Source organism: Maribacter sp. R77961, from assembly GCF_044594925.1.
GTDB lineage: Bacteria > Bacteroidota > Bacteroidia > Flavobacteriales > Flavobacteriaceae > Maribacter.
The window spans coordinates 488,506-504,056 of record NZ_CP138991.1 but is presented as its reverse complement, the minus strand read 5'-3'; the positions used below and the strand labels follow the sequence as shown (position 1 = coordinate 504,056).

Genomic DNA, 15,551 nt, shown 5'->3' with positions numbered 1-15,551 from the left:
CATTTACTCAGTTTCCTTAAACCTATAAATATTCCCATCAAAGCTACAAACATATATTTCGTTATTAGCATCTGTACCAAAAGAGGAAATATTTAAACCAGATTCCACCAAAAGCTGATTATCTGGATTTCCGTTTAAATTACTATCCAAAGCCCATATGCGCCCCGAGATAAAATCACCGTAGATGTAATATCCTTTCAAACTATTTACCTCTTCTCCCCTATAAATATAACCGCCGGTTATAGACCGATCGTTAGCATCATGGTTATATTCAAAAATAGGTGCAATCGTATTAGAGCTATCACAATTTTCCGCGCTAAAACAGGAGGTTCCCTCTAAAATATTCCAACCATAATTCCCTCCATTTTCAATGATATTTATCTCTTCCAATTCGCCCTGTCCCACATCAGCGGCCCATATCCTGTTCGTTTGTGTATCAAAACTAAATCGCCAAGGGTTGCGCAAACCGTACGCGTATATTTCCGCTCTTGCATTCTCCATATTTACAAATGGGTTATCCGGGGGAATACTATAATTAAAGTCCGGACCTGAACCATCTACATCAATTCTCAAAATTGCGCCTAAAAGGTTCTCTAAATTTTGGGCATTACCTTGTGGGTCACCTCCTCCACCACCGTCACCTGAAGCAATGTATAGATAGCCATCTGGACCAAAGGCCAACTGACCTCCATTATGATTGGTCTCTGGTTGCGCAATTCGAAGTAAAATGGTTTCACTGGTCACCTCTGCGAAATCTTCAGAAGTATCGGAAACCTGAAACCTTGATACTAAGGCCATATCTTCTGATGGTGTATAGGTAACATAAAAAAAGCCGTTAGCACTGTAGTTGGGATGAAAGGCAAAACCAAGAAGACCAAGTTCACTGGAACTAATCACACGGTTCTCCAAATTTAAAAAAGTAGTGCTGTTTTCGGTAGTTTCATCGTTTGGAAACACTTTAATACTTCCTCCCTGCTCAGCTACAAAAATACGATTGCTACCATCGTTTGGACTTTGAAGGTCCAATGGTCTCGAAAATTCTAAATTGGGAAATGCATTTACTAAACTAACCGTGTTTTCTGCAATTGGAACAAGCTTACGATCCTCATCCTTGCTACAAGAAAACACAACGAATAAAGTAAACACAATGAGTGCGATAATTCTTTTCATAGCTATGGCGTTTTATATATTTACGAAGAGGAAGCCTTCCTCGGACGTATTTCAAAACCCAACGGCCAAAAAAATCACGTTACAGAAAGCTCTGTATGGCTAAATTATAACTTTGTAGACCAAAGCCTAGAATTACTCCTTTTGCGCCAGAAGAGATATAGGAAACATGCCTAAAGTCTTCTCTTTTATGAGTATTGGAAATATGTACCTCTACCACAGGAGTTTCTATAGCCTTTACCGCATCGCCGATACCTACAGAGGTATGGGTATAAGATGCTGCGTTTAAAACAATCCCATCATAAGAAAAACCGGTCTCCTGTATCTTGGAAATAAGTTCTCCCTCAATATTTGATTGAAAATATTCTAGTTGTACTTCTTTGAACCTAAATTGAAGCTCTGCAAAATAATCTTCAAAAGTTTTATCTCCATAAACTTCCGGTTCCCGTTTTCCCAATAGGTTTAAATTGGGACCGTTAATGATAATAACTTTCATGTGAATCGCTTCTTTTTATTCTTGAATTGAAGTAAACTCTTTGTCATCACAATTAATGCGCAACAAAAAATTCAACACCATCAAAAATACTAATAATTTAAACTAGAAAAAGCAAATAACGAGAGCTTGTTAATTAGACCGGTTTATTAGAATAAAATCAGAAAACCTAGAAGTGCTGTAGAGAAATTGGCATCACCATTGACGGAAAAATAAGATACGTTTATCTCTGTGGTACCGCCACTTACATCTATACCCATGCTAGGTCTATAATAAAAGCCCCCATCATTACCCTCGTTAAGGCCAATAGCATAACCAACATCGGCACCTATCTTAAACCCTGAAGTTGGGTATATTCTCAAAGAGCCAGCAATTGGAATAAATTGCGCATTATCAAATTCTGTTTGTACGGTAACACCACCAACCGAGGAGGATTCTTTTTCACCAAAAGCGTTAGAAAAACCAGTAGCGATTCCTAAGTCCAGTTCTCTGGAGACACCCCAGTGTTGATAAATATCAATTCCCAAAGTAAGACTATAGGCTTCGGAAAAATCACCTACAACTAGTCCGGCATTTACGCCAGCCCTAAAATTTGTTCTATCTATCTGTGCTTCCGCAGAAAATGAAGCGACCATTAGGAAAATAGCGATATAAAATCTTTTCATTTGATTATACTAAGTTTGGTTGTTATGTAAACTTAACATCTTAATCACAGTCTGATAATAAAAGTTGTAACTACTATGAATTTAGTTGTAAAACACTCATTTCTTGCGGAAAACAAAAATAAGAACAATAGCATTTCAACAAAAAAGCGAAAGGTTACCCTCTCGCTTTTTATATAATTTTAAGTTTGTGATTAAAGAAAATATACCGCCGAGACTTGAAATACTCTATTTTTAGATGTCACATCCTTAATGGCGTTTATAAAACCTCCGGCAAACCTAGCTTGGAAATAAAAATTTTCATTTAAGCGATATCCTGCACCTACGGTAAGCCCTAGGTCTAGACCGTTTGTTTCATCAAAATTCTGACCCGTACCAAAGGTATTGCCATCTAAATTATTAGACAAAAGAAAACCCGCCTGTGGTCCAGCTTCTATATACAAGGAGTCCCAAACATTATATTTGGCCACTACAGGGATTGATAAATACAGGAAATTAAGATCGTCCTGAAAGAAACCTCCACTACCCTGTAAAGAAATTAGCGCTTCTGGTTGAATAATTATTTTATCAGAAAAAGGTAGTTCCAATACACCACCAACATGAAAACCTAATTTAGCATCATAGCTGTAAACTTCATCGCCACCCAATGAGCTAACATTCAGTCCCGCTTTTGCACCAAAACTCATTCCGTCCTGGGCTACTGATGTAGCAACCACTAAAGAGAAAAAAACCGTAACAAATAATAATCTTTTCATTTCAAATTGTGTTTTTAGATTGTGGCGTTAAAGATATAAATCTTTATTATTCAGAAGCTTTACATTTGTGATTTTCGACCTATCTTTCCTGAATAAAAATCAAATTTTTTAGAAAACATCTCTTTAGCTATGAAATGGGAACAAGCCCTGAAAGATTTTAGAAACTACCTGAAATTGGAAAGGGGATTAGCGGATAATTCCATAAAAAATTATGTTTGGGATATAGAGAAACTAGTTAAATTTCTAGATATCAATAAGTTAAAAGACTTACCCTTGGACATTTCTAAAGACACGGTAGAACGTTTTGTTTATGAAATAGCTAAAGTGGTTAATCCTAGGTCACAAGCGCGTATTATTTCAGGACTTAAAAGTTTCTTTAGTTACTTAGTTTTTGAAGACTACCGCGAGGACAATCCCTTAGACCTTATCGAGTCTCCAAAAATTGGACGTAAGCTTCCGGATACCATTTCGGAGAACGAAATAAACCAACTAATTGCCGCCATTGATTTAAGTAAGAAAGAAGGGGAACGGAACAGAGCAATGTTAGAAACACTGTACGGCTGTGGACTACGTGTATCCGAACTTATAGGTCTTAAAATATCCGACCTATATTTTGAAGAAGATTTTATAAAAGTAATCGGCAAAGGAGATAAACAGCGTTTTGTACCTGTAAGCAATATCAATAAAAAATACATCAATATTTATAGAAAAGAAGTGCGGATTCACCTAAATATCCAAGAAGGTTTTCAAGATATCCTTTTTCTAAACAGGAGGGGGAAGCAGCTCTCACGGGCTATGATTTTTACAATTGTCAAGGATTTAGCGCAACAAATAGGTCTCCGAAAAAATATTAGCCCGCATACCTTTAGGCACTCCTTTGCAACCCACTTATTAGAAAACGGAGCAGATTTAAGGTCTATTCAACAAATGCTAGGTCATGAAAGCATTACGACCACAGAAGTATATATGCATGTTGACAGGACCCATTTGGCCGAAGTAATGAATAAATTTCATCCAAGAAAATGATTATTTTAATGATAGCCAGAATCATATTCTAAAACCAGTTTTCTCTGTTAAATTCAGTTTTGAAATAAAAATAACTTACTCCATCGTTATAGTACTTCTTATCCTATTTTATTGTCTTTTTTTACTCATCAAAAATCATATATTTATAAAAAAAAGGCCGAATTGAAGAATAGCTTAGATAGGTTGTGGTGGAAAGAAGGTATCGTATATCAAATTTACCCTAGAAGTTTTCAAGACACTACGGGTAACGGAATAGGAGATTTACAGGGTATCATAAAGCGTTTGGATTATATCAAAAGTCTTGGGGTTACCATTATTTGGCTAAATCCTATTTACACATCTCCAAACGATGACAATGGTTATGATATAAGTGATTATAGAAGTATTATGTCCGAGTTTGGAACCATGGACGACTTTGACCAACTTCTAGAAGGAATAAAAAAAAGAGGCTTAAAATTGGTCATGGACCTTGTTGTGAACCATAGTAGTGATGAGCACCAATGGTTTGTAGAATCCCGTAAATCTAGAGATAATCCTTTTAGAGATTACTATCACTGGTGGCCAGCAGAAAAAGGCACACCACCAAAAAGGTGGAGCTATTTTGACGTTGAAGGTAATGCATGGAAATACGACGAGGCTACTGACGCCTACTACCTACATTACTTTTCAGAAAAACAGCCCGATCTAAAGTGGGAAAATCCGAAACTTAGAGAGGAAGTGTACAATGCCATGCGTTTTTGGTTTGATAAAGGCGTCGATGGCTTCCGTATGGATGTAATACCCTTTATCTCTAAAGACATTAGCTACCCCGTACTACCTGATGAATATGAGGGTAATTTTGTTCCTTTCTATGCCAACGGGCCAAAACTGCACGAGTACCTCAAAGAAATGAATAATGAGGTGCTTTCTAAGTATGATGTCATGACCGTTGGTGAAGCACCAGGAATTACCATAGAGAACGCCTTGGATTTTGTAGACGAAGACCGAAATGAACTTAATATGTTCTTCCACTTTGATTTGATGTCCCTGGACCGCGATGGAGATGAAGTTTTTATGATGCGAAAAGGTAAATGGAAACTAACGGAGTTTAAAAAAATACATACGGATTGGGATACCGTTTTCGCAGAAAAAGGCTGGGGAAGTATGTACCTAAATAATCACGATTTTCCTAGAAGTGTAAGTAGATGGGGAGACGATTCTAAAACGCATTGGTATAATTCTGCTACTATGCTACAGACCTTTTTACTAACGATGAGAGGCACGCCCTATTTCTACTATGGTGAAGAGATAGGAATGACGAATATTAAGTTTCAGAATATAGGCGATTACAAGGACATTAATACCTTGAACAGGTATGAGACCCTAAAGAATGAAGGAGGAAACCTAGAGGCGTTTATAGAAAATGAGAAAGATGCCAGTAGGGATAACGCTAGGACGCCAATGCAATGGGACACCACCAAAAATGCAGGGTTTTCTGATGAAAAGCCCTGGATTAAGGTAAATGCTAATTACGCAGAAGGTATTAATGTAACTTCACAGGAAAATGACAGAGGCTCAGTTTTGAACTACTTCCGGAAAATGGTTCAAATCAGAAAAGATAATTTGGGGCTCATCTATGGTAGTTATGAACTACTTGTACCTGACAATGAAAAGGTCTATGCCTATACTAGAACTTTAGAAAAGGAGCATTATTTAATTCTTCTAAGTTTCTCTAGAGAACGAGAAATACTAAAGCTGGAACAATTTGAAAACCAAAATGCAAAATTAATAATATCCAATGATGACGCCGTTTCACATGTAAAGGATGGTGTCTTTAAAGTACGCCCCTATCATGCTATGGTTTATAGCATAGACTAATCTTTGAACTGACTATAATTTCTTTTGAAAGGCCTAATGATTAGTCGTGCTTCACGATCAAAACGCACATAATTATAAACCCAGTTCACAAAGACCACTACCCTATTCCTAAAACCAATCAAGAAAAATAGATGTACGAACATCCAAACGAACCAAGCAAATACACCTTGGAATTTTATTTTCTTTAAATCTACAACTGCCTTGTTCCTTCCAACAGTGGCCATACTACCCTTATCACGGTAGGAAAAAGGTTTCAATGATTTCCCATCTACTAAACGCACCAGATTTTCACCAAGGTGTTTCCCTTGCTGTATGGCAGGTTGTGCCATCATAGGGTGACCCCTTGGGTAATCCTTACTTTCCATGCAAGCAATATCACCGATAGCGAATATCTCAGGATATCCTTCAACTTGGTTAAATTGGTTTACGTTCAATCGGTTACCGCCAGCCAGTAATTCTTTGGCATCTAATCCTTTTATGGTTGCACCCATAACGCCTGCCGCCCAAACAAGCGTTGCCGTTTCAAAAGTCAAATCGGTTTTTGTAGTTACTGTTTTACCGTTATAACCCGTTACTCTGGTATTTTTCCAAACTTGTACGCCTAGTTTTTCTAAAAAGTTCTCGGATTTTTCAGATGCATTGTCGCTCATGGCATCTAAAAGACGGTCACCTCCTTGCACCAAATTAATCTGTGCCCTTCGGGTATCTAAATCCGGATAATCTTTTGGTAGAATTCCTTTTTTTATTTCTGCCAATGCTCCCGCCAATTCTACACCCGTGGGTCCGCCACCTACAATAACAAAATTCATTAAGGCGTCTCTTTCATGATAATCGTCCGTTAAAAGTGCTTGTTCAAAATTTTCTAGGATTAAACTTCTGAGGTTTAAGGACTGCGGAATGGACTTCATGGCCATAGCATTTTTTTCTAACTCTTTATTACCAAAGAAATTAGTTTCCGAACCTGTGGCCACAACCAAATAGTCATAACTAACTTGGCCAATAGAAGTATTCAGAACCTTCTTTTCCGCCAATATTTCGTTTACCTCAGCAAGTCTAAAAAAGAAATTGTCATAGCCAATTAAGACCTTGCGCAAGGGGTAGGCAATAGAGTCCGGCTCTAAACCACCCGTAGAAACTTGATATAGTAAAGGCTGAAAAGTGTGATAGTTATTTTTATCCAACAGCACTACTTGCACTTCTTTTTTACTAAGTTTCTGTGCTAAAGAAATACCTCCAAAACCGCCTCCTATTATAACGATTCTTGGGTAACTGGAGCGTGGTATATTCATAGTTCAAGTCTAAAAAGTAAAATTAAACAAACCTTCTTCCAAATAGCAAAGAATACCGTGTTTTTAGTATATTTAAATGCTAACTTCAAATAACACCAAAAATGCAAAAGTCACTTTACACTATCTTTCTGGCAATACTCATCAATTGTACTTTAAATGCACAGAAAAAGACTGCCGATATCCTTCAAAAACTAGATGCTAAAAGCGAAGCATATGGCACTATTGCACAAGAGATTTGGAGCCTAGCCGAAATGGGTTATCAGGAAGAAAAAAGTTCGGCCTTACTTCAAAAAACATTAAAAGACGAAGGTTTTACCATTACAACAGGAGTGGCGGGCATACCTACTGCCTTTATCGCGGAATACGGTAGTGGAAGTCCCGTAATTGGTATTATGGGGGAGTACGATGCCTTACCCGGTCTTTCGCAGCAGGCCGTAGCAGAGAAAAAATCGGCCGGAAAAGTTGCAGGACATGCTTGTGGACACCACCTGTTCGGTACGGCATCTACGGCAGCGGCGATTGCTACCAAGGACTGGCTCAAAGCGAACAAAATGCAGGGTACTATTCGATTTTATGGAACTCCTGCGGAAGAAGGTGGGTCTGGAAAGGTATATATGGTACGTGAAGGACTTTTCAATGATGTAGATGTTGCTTTACACTGGCATCCAGGAGCTCAAAACGCAGCCAGTGCGGGTGCAGCTTTAGCAAACAAATCTGCTAAGTTTCGTTTTTATGGGGTATCTGCCCATGCCGCCGCATCTCCGGAAATGGGTCGCTCCTCTTTAGATGGTATCGAAGCTATGAATATGATGGTGAACATGATGCGCGAACATATTCCTGAAAAAGCTAGAATTCACTATGTCATTACCGATGGTGGAAAAGCTCCGAATGTGGTTCCGGATTTTGCGGAAGTCTATTATTACGCTCGTCATAACACAAGAGATGTTGTTATTGAAATTTTTGATCGTATCGTTAAAGCTGCCGAAGGTGCTGCTCTAGGAACAGGTACGACCATGGATTATGAAATGATCGGTGGAACACATGAACTATTACCGAACCTGACTTTACAAAAATTAATGCACGACAACCTTTCTAAAATTGGTGGCTTAGAATATACGGCCGAGGAGAAAGTATTCGCCGATAAAATTGCAAAGAGTTTAGGGCAAGAAGAAGCTGACAGAGCTACCGCCAAAAAAATTCAACCCTATAAAACAGAAGCAAAAGCGTTCGGCTCTACCGATGTGGGAGACGTTAGTTTTGCCGTTCCTACCGTGGGTATGAGTGCGGCAACATGGGTGCCAGGAACCCCTGCTCATAGCTGGCAGGCAGTAGCGGCCGGTGGAACTTCCATAGGAAACAAAGGAATGATGATAGCAGCAAAAACATTGACACTTACGGCTATTGAACTATTCAAGAATAAACAACTGGTCAGTGATGCCAAAAAAGAATTTGTAGAACGTAGAGGGGTAGACTTTAAATACATACCACTTCTTGGTGACCGAGCCCCAGCTTTAAACTACAGAAACTAGAAAAGGCTATTGGCCATTGGCCATTGGCCATTAAACAATAAAAAACTTCTTTTTGTTGTAACAAAACAAACCCAAGACCTACTTATCTCGTAAGAACTACCAACCAAGCGTGAATAAAGAACTGGAACATCAATTTGTGACGGAACTGCAGGACAATCAGAACATTGTCCATAAGGTCTGTACCTTATATACAAATGACCGTGATTCTCATAATGATCTGTTTCAGGAAATAACCATTCAGCTATGGAAAGCTTATCCAAAATTCAGAGGCGAAGCTAAATTTAGTACTTGGATGTATCGCGTAGCCTTGAATACGGCCATAACGCTCTACAGAAAGTCTAAACGCCGTATTGATACGCAGGACTATGAGTCTGTAATTTATAAGATAAAAGCCGACGAATACGATGAGACAGAGGAACAACAACTAAAGTTAATGTACAAAGCCGTAAGGCAGTTGGGAGATATAGACAAGGCCTTGGTCTTTATGTATCTAGAAGATAAAAATTATACGGAAATTTCTGAAACACTGGGTATTACGGAAGTAAATGCCAGGGTTAAGATGAACCGTATCAAGAATAAATTAAGAACCATTTTGAATCCATAAGGTTATGACGGATGAATTGGAATTATTAAAGAAAGATTGGCAAAAAAAGGAAATTGCCGTGCCTAAACTATCCTATACCGATATTCATAAAATGATATGGAAAAAATCATCTTCTATCGTGAAATGGATTTTGACCATTAGTATTCTTGAATTTACGCTTCCACATCTACTATATTTAGTGCCTTCTTGGCAAGATGGTCTGCAGGTTTATGAAAATATAGGAGTATCTAAATATTTATTCGGGCTTTCTATTTTTTCCTACGGAATTGCAGCCTATTTCATTTTTCAGTTTTATCAGCGTTTTAGGGAAATATCCGTATTGGATAGCTCCAAGAATTTGATGAAAAAAATTATTAAGACCAGAAGAACAGTAAAGCACTATGTTATTTTTTCACTCTCTATGATTATGGTTACCATACTCGTAATGGTCATAGGAATTTATCTTAGCGAGGACATTTCTGCGGCATTTCCCGAATTAAAGGATGGACTAGATAAAATTTCTCCTGAAAAACTGAGAATTACCTTAATGCTCACGATTGGTATTTTTGGAGTGCTTTTAACCCTATTTATGGGTGGGGTGTACTTTTTACTTTATGGTTTGCTATTACGTAAACTCAATAGCAACTACAAAGAATTAAAACAACTAGAGGTTTAATCATTTCGCCATTTACGTTTTTTATTTTCTTCCTCGTAGGCCAAAAGCTCCTTTTCAGATATAACCTTAAGAAAGGATGGATGCTGCTCTATGGCATATTCTAATTTCTCAATAATGGATTCTGTAGATTCGTTTTCATAATCAATATCTAACGGCTCCTTAATGACCATTGATTGTAGAATACCCTTTTTCTTAACACGAAGTCCCTTCTTATCAAATGAGCGTCTAAATCCATCGATAACAACGGGAACTACCAGAGGTTTATACTTTTTAATAATATGGGCCGTACCCTTTCTAAGCGGTTTCCAAGGAGTGGTAGTCCCTTGGGGGAAAGTAATGACCCAACCATCGTCCAAGGCGATGCCAATATTAGAAATATCGCTCATTTTCACCTGTCTGTTCACATCTTGCCCTTCTGACCTCCATGTGCGCTGAACACTAATGGACCCTGCGTAGGCTAAAATCTTGGTCAATAAACTCTTCTTCATGGTCTCCGCAGCGGCCACGTAGTACATGTTCAATTTAGGCTGCCAAATATACCCTAAGTTTTTAATGGAATCCTCACGCCCACTTAAACTGGCATTAAATACATGGAACATGGCAACAACATCTGCGAAATAAGTTTGATGGTTACTAACAAAAAGTACTTTGGTATCGGGTAAATCCCTAATAATTTCAGAGCCCTCAATATCTAGGGTATTAAATCTTTTGTAGCGCTGATGCGATAGTAATGCCAAGATGCGAATAAGCCACTTTTTCAGAAATAAGTTATGCCCAAAAGGGTTTTTCTTAAATAATCCCATAAACGCTAAAGTAATAAATAGTGTTTTATAACACCTGCTTCAATAGGTCTTTTATCTCACTCATCATCATCGCCGTAGCTCCCCAAACAATGTAATCGTTTAGTTTAAAGGCAGGTACTTCAATCTCAGAAGCATATGAGGTACTTAATTTTTTCGATACCACATTGCGGTCTTGTAAGAAATCTACTAAAGAAATCTCCAAAAGTGCAGCTACTTCCGATTCTTGAATCACAAATGGTTTGGGTTTGCTATAGAGACCGATAAAGGGCTGCACTTCAAAATTACTAGGTGGAATATAAACCTTAGTAATCTCGGAAATGACCCTTACATCATTTGGGTGCACCCCTACCTCTTCATGCGTTTCCCGTAGGGCCGTTTCCATGATGTCCTTATCTTCTATCTCGGCCTTACCACCTGGAAAGGCTACCTGATTGGAATGTACTCCTTTATACGTTTTTCTAAGGATACACAGTATTTTAGTTTCATTGGCGGCATTTGGATAGAATAATGCCATTACAGCGGCTTTCCTAGGATTTTTCCTCTTAAACTTATCTTGTAAAAGTTCCTGTATACGTTCCTCCGGGGCCATTTTAAAGTGTGATGCTTCGCCTGGTAGGGATAGATTTTTTATTTTTGATAACCGTTCTTCAAAAATGCTAAAATTCATGCGCTTACTTTCTTACTTTCTGTCTACTACTGCTTTATTGATCCTATGTATAGGATGTAAAGATAGTCCAGGGAAATCAGAATCTGATACTATCCCCACGGTTATAGCCATTGATTCCATCAAAATAGAAGAGGAAAAGCGAGCAACAGAAATTCAAAAAGATACCTTTAGGCTTACCGAGGAAAAGGCAATTGACTTCTTTTTTGAATACCAGCAGAACCTAAAGACTACCAAAGTAAGAATGACGACTAATTTTGGAAGTTTTGTGATTCAATTATACGATAACGTACCCTACCACAAAGCAAATTTTATCTACCTGACCGAAAAAGGATATTTCGATTATACCCAGTTTCATAGGGTAGTGAAGGATTTTATAATCCAAGGTGGAAATTCTGACGATAAAAAAACAGCTCAAAAACGAAGAACTATTGGAAGGTACCTCTTACCTCCTGATACCAGAAAAGGCCACAAGCATCATCGCGGAACGGTATCCATGCCCAGCAGTGAGATAAATAACCCGCATATGCTTGCTTCTCCGTATGAGTTTTTCATTGTGGTGACAAAGCCCGGCTCTTATCATTTAGACGGAGATTTTACACCTTTCGGAAGGGTGGTAGAGGGTATGGATGTAGTTGATAAAATAAATAGCCAACCTGTGGGTAAAGGAGATTGGCCTTCACAAAACATTTATATTCAAAAAGCAGAGGTTGTTGAATAAATGATTCCTTCTAATCCATCCAAAACCAGTATTGATCTCTTCGGCTCCGCTCAGGGCCAGGGTTGATCAAGGAACATCTTCAAGAACTAAGAATTAAATATTTTTCAAACACTACCCTCTAAATCCTAATCCCTATAAATATTGGGTAAAGAGACTTTAAACTTAACCGCTAAAATCCGCATTGCTATTATAGAAAGTATAGCCGCGGAATAGGCATAGGTATTGTTCATAGGAAATTGAATCAGCAGAAAATAAATACCCCCACCTAAAATACAAATTGTAGCATACACCTCTTTTCTAAATATTACTGGTATTTCATTACACAGTATATCCCTAAGGACACCGCCAAAACTTGCTGTAATAGTTCCAAGTGCTATGCACATCACCGGTAATAATCCCGCATCCAGACCTTTTTCAACACCTATCAATGTATACAACCCAATACCTATGGTATCAAATAAAAAGAGTGATTTCCTGAAGTATTTTAATTGTTTAACGAACAAAATGGCCAAAACTACAGTGGTCAAAATAGTAATTACATAGGTTGCATCTCGCATCCAGACCACTGGTGTATTTCCAATGAGTAAATCGCGTAGGGTGCCACCTCCTATAGAGGTCACAAAGGCGATGATGACCACCCCGAAAAAATCCAGTCGTTTTTCCATAGCCACCAAAACACCTGATATGGCAAATGCAATAGTTCCTAAAATATCTATTACCGTATAGAACATGGTTTATAGTTGTTGGGTATAGTAGCTGTAATCCTTGATAACGATGGCCACAAATTCTATTGGCTGTAGGTCGGTGGTTATCTCCGTAACCTTTTTAATTCTGTTACTTAAAGATACTACTACATTATGGTTTCCGTTTCGTTTAGCACTATCGTACAGGTTCTTTATAGTCTGCATTTCCTTATCCTTAAAGACAGTAACCTGCGGAAATTTAGGACTATAATCTTCTGGTAATTCCCTTAGCAGGGTATCTTTTAGAAAGATGCGTTTTTTTTCGCTTATTACTGTAGTACCGGCTGCGATATCACCAACACGCTGCCCTTTTCCCCGTATTAAAATCGTAAAAACAGCGATGCCTCCTGAACTAATGGAAACATCTATTATTCTTAATATCCACCTTACAAAATAACTAGAAAATCCTGCTTTAGTACCATCTAGTTTCACTACCCGTAATTTCATAAAACTTTTGCCAATGGTCTTACCGTCCATAAAAGTTTCCAAAAGCAGGTAATATAAGAATGCAGGCAAACCAATAAGCATATACATGGCCCATTGGTCTCCGGGGTCTACGTCCAAAGCCAATAAAAACCAAATCATAAGTACATAGTAGATAACCAGAATTAAGGTATCTATTAGGAACGCTAGCATACGATCGCCTAAATGCGCCGTATTTTGGTCTATACTTATATTTTGGGCTGTTTCTATTTGAAATTGTTCCATTGTTTTGTTTCTTTGGTATAAACCCTTCTCTTAATGCGCGAAGCCGCTTTTGTAAAACAAAATAAGGACAAATGGTCAACTTTTGAAAGCGCTTTGGCTAACAAAACGAATCTAGCTCCAGATGTATTGTCCAATCTATATATAGAAATAACGGATCATCTTAGTTACGCCAAGACCTTTTACCCTGCCAGCAACACGGAATATTATTTAAATTCTTTGGCCTCCCAAGCGCATCAAAAAATATATAGAACCAAAAGAGAGCCTAAAAATAGGATCATAAGCTTTTGGAAAGAAGAATTTCCCATGATGTTCAAACGGCATCATCGTGAATTACTTATCGCTTTTTTAGTGTTCTTGTTTTTCTGTATTGTTGGGGCTTTCTCTGCCGCTAATGAAGGAGACTTTGTGCGTTCCATTCTTGGTGATGCTTATGTGAATATGACGTTAGAAAATATTGAAAAAGGAGACCCCATGGCAGTTTATAAGCAAATGGGAGAATTCAATATGTTTTTGGGCATTACCATTAATAATATCAGAGTAGCTTTAATGGCCTTTGTTTATGGTATTATGTTAGGAGTTGGCACAATAATGATAATGCTTCAAAATGGTATTATGCTTGGAAGTTTTCAATATTTCTTCTATGAAAAAGGGCTGCTTTGGGAATCCGTGAGAACCATCTGGATTCACGGTACTATTGAAATTTCTGTAATTATAATTGCAGGTTGTGCCGGATTGGTTTTGGCCAATGGTATGCTTTTCCCCGGTACCTATACGCGTTTAGAATCCTTTAAAAGAGGTGTTAAAAACGGATTAAAAATTATGGTAAGTACCATACCGTTCTTCGTCATCGCAGGTTTTTTAGAAGGTTTTGTGACCAGACATACCGAAATGCCAGATTGGTTAGCCCTATTTATAATAATAAGCTCTTTGGCACTAATACTTTTTTATTACGTTATATACCCATACCAATTACATAAAAAAAACAACATTACATGAAGACCGATTATATAGAATTTAAAAAACAGCGAGAGCTAGGGGATATATTGTCAGACACCTTTGCTTTTCTAAGAGCAGAGTTTAAACCTTTCTTTACAACCTTTTTCAAGATTGTTGGCCCCTTTCTACTAGTAATGATTTTAGCCCTCGCCGCATACCTTTATTTTGTAGGGAATATGGCTAATATTATGATGTTCGATTCGGGGAATGAGGCTGCTAGCTTTGCCACTATTTTCATTGTTGGCTTGGTGTATATACTTTCTATCATGGCCGTGTATACAATGTCCCAATCTACGGTACTACATTATATTAAGTCCTATTCAAACGGAAAAGGCACTACAGATTTTGAAACGATTCAAAAAGAAGTCTACGGTAGTTTTTGGAACTTTATAGGACTCGGAATCATGGTAGGACTCTCCGTAATGGTAGGTTTTATTTTTTGCTTCATTCCCGGGATATACCTCTATGTTCCTTTAGCACTTTCTTTCAGTATACTGGTATTTAATAGAATGGGAGCTTCGGATGCCTATAGCTACAGCTTCACTTTGGTGAAAGATGAATGGTGGATGACTTTTGCCACGTTTTTTGTGTTAGGAATTATTGTAGCAATTGCCTCTTTCGTGTTTAAATTGCCAATAGTTATATACCAGTGGTTCAAAATGGGTATAATCTCAGGTGAAGTGGATGCCGAGGGTACGTTAGACATGTTTAAAGACCCGGTATATATTCTTTTAAATATCGTAGGCACGATCGGTCAATTTCTTTTGAACCTTATTTCTGTCATCGCCGGAGTTTTTATCTATTTTAACCTCAACGAGAAAAAGAACTTTACCGGTACTTATGAGCGTATTGAAAACCTTGGTAAAACTTCTGATTAGG

Annotated in this window: 17 protein-coding genes; 8 read left to right on the top strand and 9 right to left on the bottom strand. The window is 37.9% G+C overall.

Features of this window, described 5'->3' with window-relative positions; all coding sequences use genetic code 11:
• Positions 1-3: 3 nt before the first annotated feature.
• The 4 genes from SJY09_RS02020 to SJY09_RS02005 all read right to left on the bottom strand — a co-directional run bounded on the left by SJY09_RS02020 (position 4) and on the right by SJY09_RS02005 (position 3,077).
• Complete coding sequence (locus SJY09_RS02020) at positions 4-1,170, bottom strand: PQQ-dependent sugar dehydrogenase (protein ID WP_396637301.1); 1,167 nt, start codon at positions 1,168-1,170, stop codon at positions 4-6.
• Between the two features lie 79 nt (positions 1,171-1,249).
• The gene (aroQ, locus tag SJY09_RS02015; protein WP_396637300.1) at positions 1,250-1,663 is read right to left on the bottom strand and encodes a type II 3-dehydroquinate dehydratase; all 414 of its coding nucleotides are present in this window, start codon (positions 1,661-1,663) and stop codon (positions 1,250-1,252) included.
• A 146-nt stretch (positions 1,664-1,809) separates the two neighbouring features.
• Complete coding sequence (locus tag SJY09_RS02010; protein ID WP_396637299.1) at positions 1,810-2,325, bottom strand: hypothetical protein; 516 nt, start codon at positions 2,323-2,325, stop codon at positions 1,810-1,812.
• A 191-nt stretch (positions 2,326-2,516) separates the two neighbouring features.
• Complete coding sequence (locus SJY09_RS02005) at positions 2,517-3,077, bottom strand: porin family protein (RefSeq protein ID WP_396637298.1); 561 nt, start codon at positions 3,075-3,077, stop codon at positions 2,517-2,519.
• A gap of 129 nt (positions 3,078-3,206) precedes the next feature.
• On the opposite strand from SJY09_RS02005, the gene xerD reads away from it, so the two are divergent.
• Positions 3,207-4,103: a site-specific tyrosine recombinase XerD gene (gene xerD, locus SJY09_RS02000; RefSeq protein WP_396637297.1), complete on the top strand. Its 897-nt coding sequence runs from the start codon at positions 3,207-3,209 to the stop codon at positions 4,101-4,103.
• A 162-nt stretch (positions 4,104-4,265) separates the two neighbouring features.
• Positions 4,266-5,960: an alpha-glucosidase gene (locus SJY09_RS01995; RefSeq protein WP_396637296.1), complete on the top strand. Its 1,695-nt coding sequence runs from the start codon at positions 4,266-4,268 to the stop codon at positions 5,958-5,960.
• Here the strand turns inward: SJY09_RS01995 and SJY09_RS01990 are convergent.
• On the bottom strand, positions 5,957-7,249 hold the full coding sequence (locus SJY09_RS01990; RefSeq protein WP_396637295.1) for an NAD(P)/FAD-dependent oxidoreductase: 1,293 nt from the start codon (positions 7,247-7,249) through the stop codon (positions 5,957-5,959). The genes SJY09_RS01995 and SJY09_RS01990 overlap by 4 nt on opposite strands.
• A 101-nt stretch (positions 7,250-7,350) precedes the next feature.
• On the opposite strand from SJY09_RS01990, the gene SJY09_RS01985 reads away from it, so the two are divergent.
• The 3 genes from SJY09_RS01985 (at position 7,351) to SJY09_RS01975 (ending at position 10,037) form a co-directional block, all read left to right on the top strand.
• On the top strand, positions 7,351-8,778 hold the full coding sequence (locus tag SJY09_RS01985; RefSeq protein WP_396637294.1) for an amidohydrolase: 1,428 nt from the start codon (positions 7,351-7,353) through the stop codon (positions 8,776-8,778).
• A 109-nt stretch (positions 8,779-8,887) separates the two neighbouring features.
• Positions 8,888-9,382 carry an RNA polymerase sigma factor gene (locus tag SJY09_RS01980; protein WP_396637293.1) on the top strand — a complete coding sequence of 165 codons (495 nt, stop codon included), beginning with the start codon at positions 8,888-8,890 and terminating at the stop codon, positions 9,380-9,382.
• Between the two features lie 4 nt (positions 9,383-9,386).
• The gene (locus SJY09_RS01975; RefSeq protein WP_396637292.1) at positions 9,387-10,037 is read left to right on the top strand and encodes a hypothetical protein; all 651 of its coding nucleotides are present in this window, start codon (positions 9,387-9,389) and stop codon (positions 10,035-10,037) included.
• On the opposite strand, the gene SJY09_RS01970 is transcribed toward SJY09_RS01975, so the two are convergent.
• Positions 10,034-10,840: a lysophospholipid acyltransferase family protein gene (locus SJY09_RS01970; RefSeq protein ID WP_396637291.1), complete on the bottom strand. Its 807-nt coding sequence runs from the start codon at positions 10,838-10,840 to the stop codon at positions 10,034-10,036. The genes SJY09_RS01975 and SJY09_RS01970 overlap by 4 nt on opposite strands.
• Positions 10,841-10,865: 25 nt before the next feature.
• Positions 10,866-11,507 carry an NUDIX hydrolase gene (locus tag SJY09_RS01965; protein ID WP_396637290.1) on the bottom strand — a complete coding sequence of 214 codons (642 nt, stop codon included), beginning with the start codon at positions 11,505-11,507 and terminating at the stop codon, positions 10,866-10,868.
• Here SJY09_RS01965 and SJY09_RS01960 point away from each other — a divergent pair.
• The gene (locus SJY09_RS01960; RefSeq protein WP_396637289.1) at positions 11,506-12,225 is read left to right on the top strand and encodes a peptidylprolyl isomerase; all 720 of its coding nucleotides are present in this window, start codon (positions 11,506-11,508) and stop codon (positions 12,223-12,225) included. The two genes, SJY09_RS01965 and SJY09_RS01960, sit on opposite strands and share 2 nt — an antisense overlap.
• 125 nt (positions 12,226-12,350) lie before the next feature.
• Here the strand turns inward: SJY09_RS01960 and SJY09_RS01955 are convergent, their stop codons facing one another.
• Both SJY09_RS01955 and SJY09_RS01950 read right to left on the bottom strand, forming a co-directional pair.
• Complete coding sequence (locus SJY09_RS01955) at positions 12,351-12,956, bottom strand: trimeric intracellular cation channel family protein (protein WP_396637288.1); 606 nt, start codon at positions 12,954-12,956, stop codon at positions 12,351-12,353.
• A gap of 3 nt (positions 12,957-12,959) precedes the next feature.
• A complete protein-coding gene (locus tag SJY09_RS01950; RefSeq protein ID WP_396637287.1) occupies positions 12,960-13,676 on the bottom strand; it encodes an RDD family protein in 717 nt (238 codons plus the stop codon).
• Positions 13,677-13,709: 33 nt separating this feature from the next.
• Here SJY09_RS01950 and SJY09_RS01945 point away from each other — a divergent pair, with 33 nt between their 5' ends.
• Positions 13,710-14,672, top strand: a complete 963-nt coding sequence (locus SJY09_RS01945) for a stage II sporulation protein M (protein ID WP_396637286.1) — start codon at positions 13,710-13,712, stop codon at positions 14,670-14,672.
• Positions 14,669-15,550, top strand: coding sequence for a hypothetical protein (locus SJY09_RS01940; protein ID WP_396637285.1), 882 nt, complete (start codon positions 14,669-14,671; stop codon positions 15,548-15,550). Before SJY09_RS01945 ends, SJY09_RS01940 begins: the two co-directional genes overlap by 4 nt.
• Position 15,551 lies beyond the last annotated feature (1 nt).

Excerpts from the sequence above, each read along its gene's own strand:
- SJY09_RS02020 (WP_396637301.1), bottom strand. The coding sequence starts at position 1,170 with ATGAAAAGAATTATCGCACTCATTGTGTTTACTTTATTCGTTGTGTTT.
- aroQ (WP_396637300.1), bottom strand. The coding sequence starts at position 1,663 with ATGAAAGTTATTATCATTAACGGTCCCAATTTAAACCTATTGGGAAAA.
- SJY09_RS02010 (WP_396637299.1), bottom strand. The coding sequence starts at position 2,325 with ATGAAAAGATTTTATATCGCTATTTTCCTAATGGTCGCTTCATTTTCT.
- SJY09_RS02005 (WP_396637298.1), bottom strand. The coding sequence starts at position 3,077 with ATGAAAAGATTATTATTTGTTACGGTTTTTTTCTCTTTAGTGGTTGCT.
- xerD (WP_396637297.1), top strand. The coding sequence starts at position 3,207 with ATGAAATGGGAACAAGCCCTGAAAGATTTTAGAAACTACCTGAAATTG.
- SJY09_RS01990 (WP_396637295.1), bottom strand. The coding sequence starts at position 7,249 with ATGAATATACCACGCTCCAGTTACCCAAGAATCGTTATAATAGGAGGC.
- SJY09_RS01985 (WP_396637294.1), top strand. The coding sequence starts at position 7,351 with ATGCAAAAGTCACTTTACACTATCTTTCTGGCAATACTCATCAATTGT.
- SJY09_RS01975 (WP_396637292.1), top strand. The coding sequence starts at position 9,387 with ATGACGGATGAATTGGAATTATTAAAGAAAGATTGGCAAAAAAAGGAA.
- SJY09_RS01970 (WP_396637291.1), bottom strand. The coding sequence starts at position 10,840 with ATGGGATTATTTAAGAAAAACCCTTTTGGGCATAACTTATTTCTGAAA.
- SJY09_RS01960 (WP_396637289.1), top strand. The coding sequence starts at position 11,506 with ATGCGCTTACTTTCTTACTTTCTGTCTACTACTGCTTTATTGATCCTA.
- SJY09_RS01965 (WP_396637290.1), bottom strand. The coding sequence starts at position 11,507 with ATGAATTTTAGCATTTTTGAAGAACGGTTATCAAAAATAAAAAATCTA.
- SJY09_RS01955 (WP_396637288.1), bottom strand. The coding sequence starts at position 12,956 with ATGTTCTATACGGTAATAGATATTTTAGGAACTATTGCATTTGCCATA.
- SJY09_RS01950 (WP_396637287.1), bottom strand. The coding sequence starts at position 13,676 with ATGGAACAATTTCAAATAGAAACAGCCCAAAATATAAGTATAGACCAA.
- SJY09_RS01945 (WP_396637286.1), top strand. The coding sequence starts at position 13,710 with ATGCGCGAAGCCGCTTTTGTAAAACAAAATAAGGACAAATGGTCAACT.
- SJY09_RS01940 (WP_396637285.1), top strand. The coding sequence starts at position 14,669 with ATGAAGACCGATTATATAGAATTTAAAAAACAGCGAGAGCTAGGGGAT.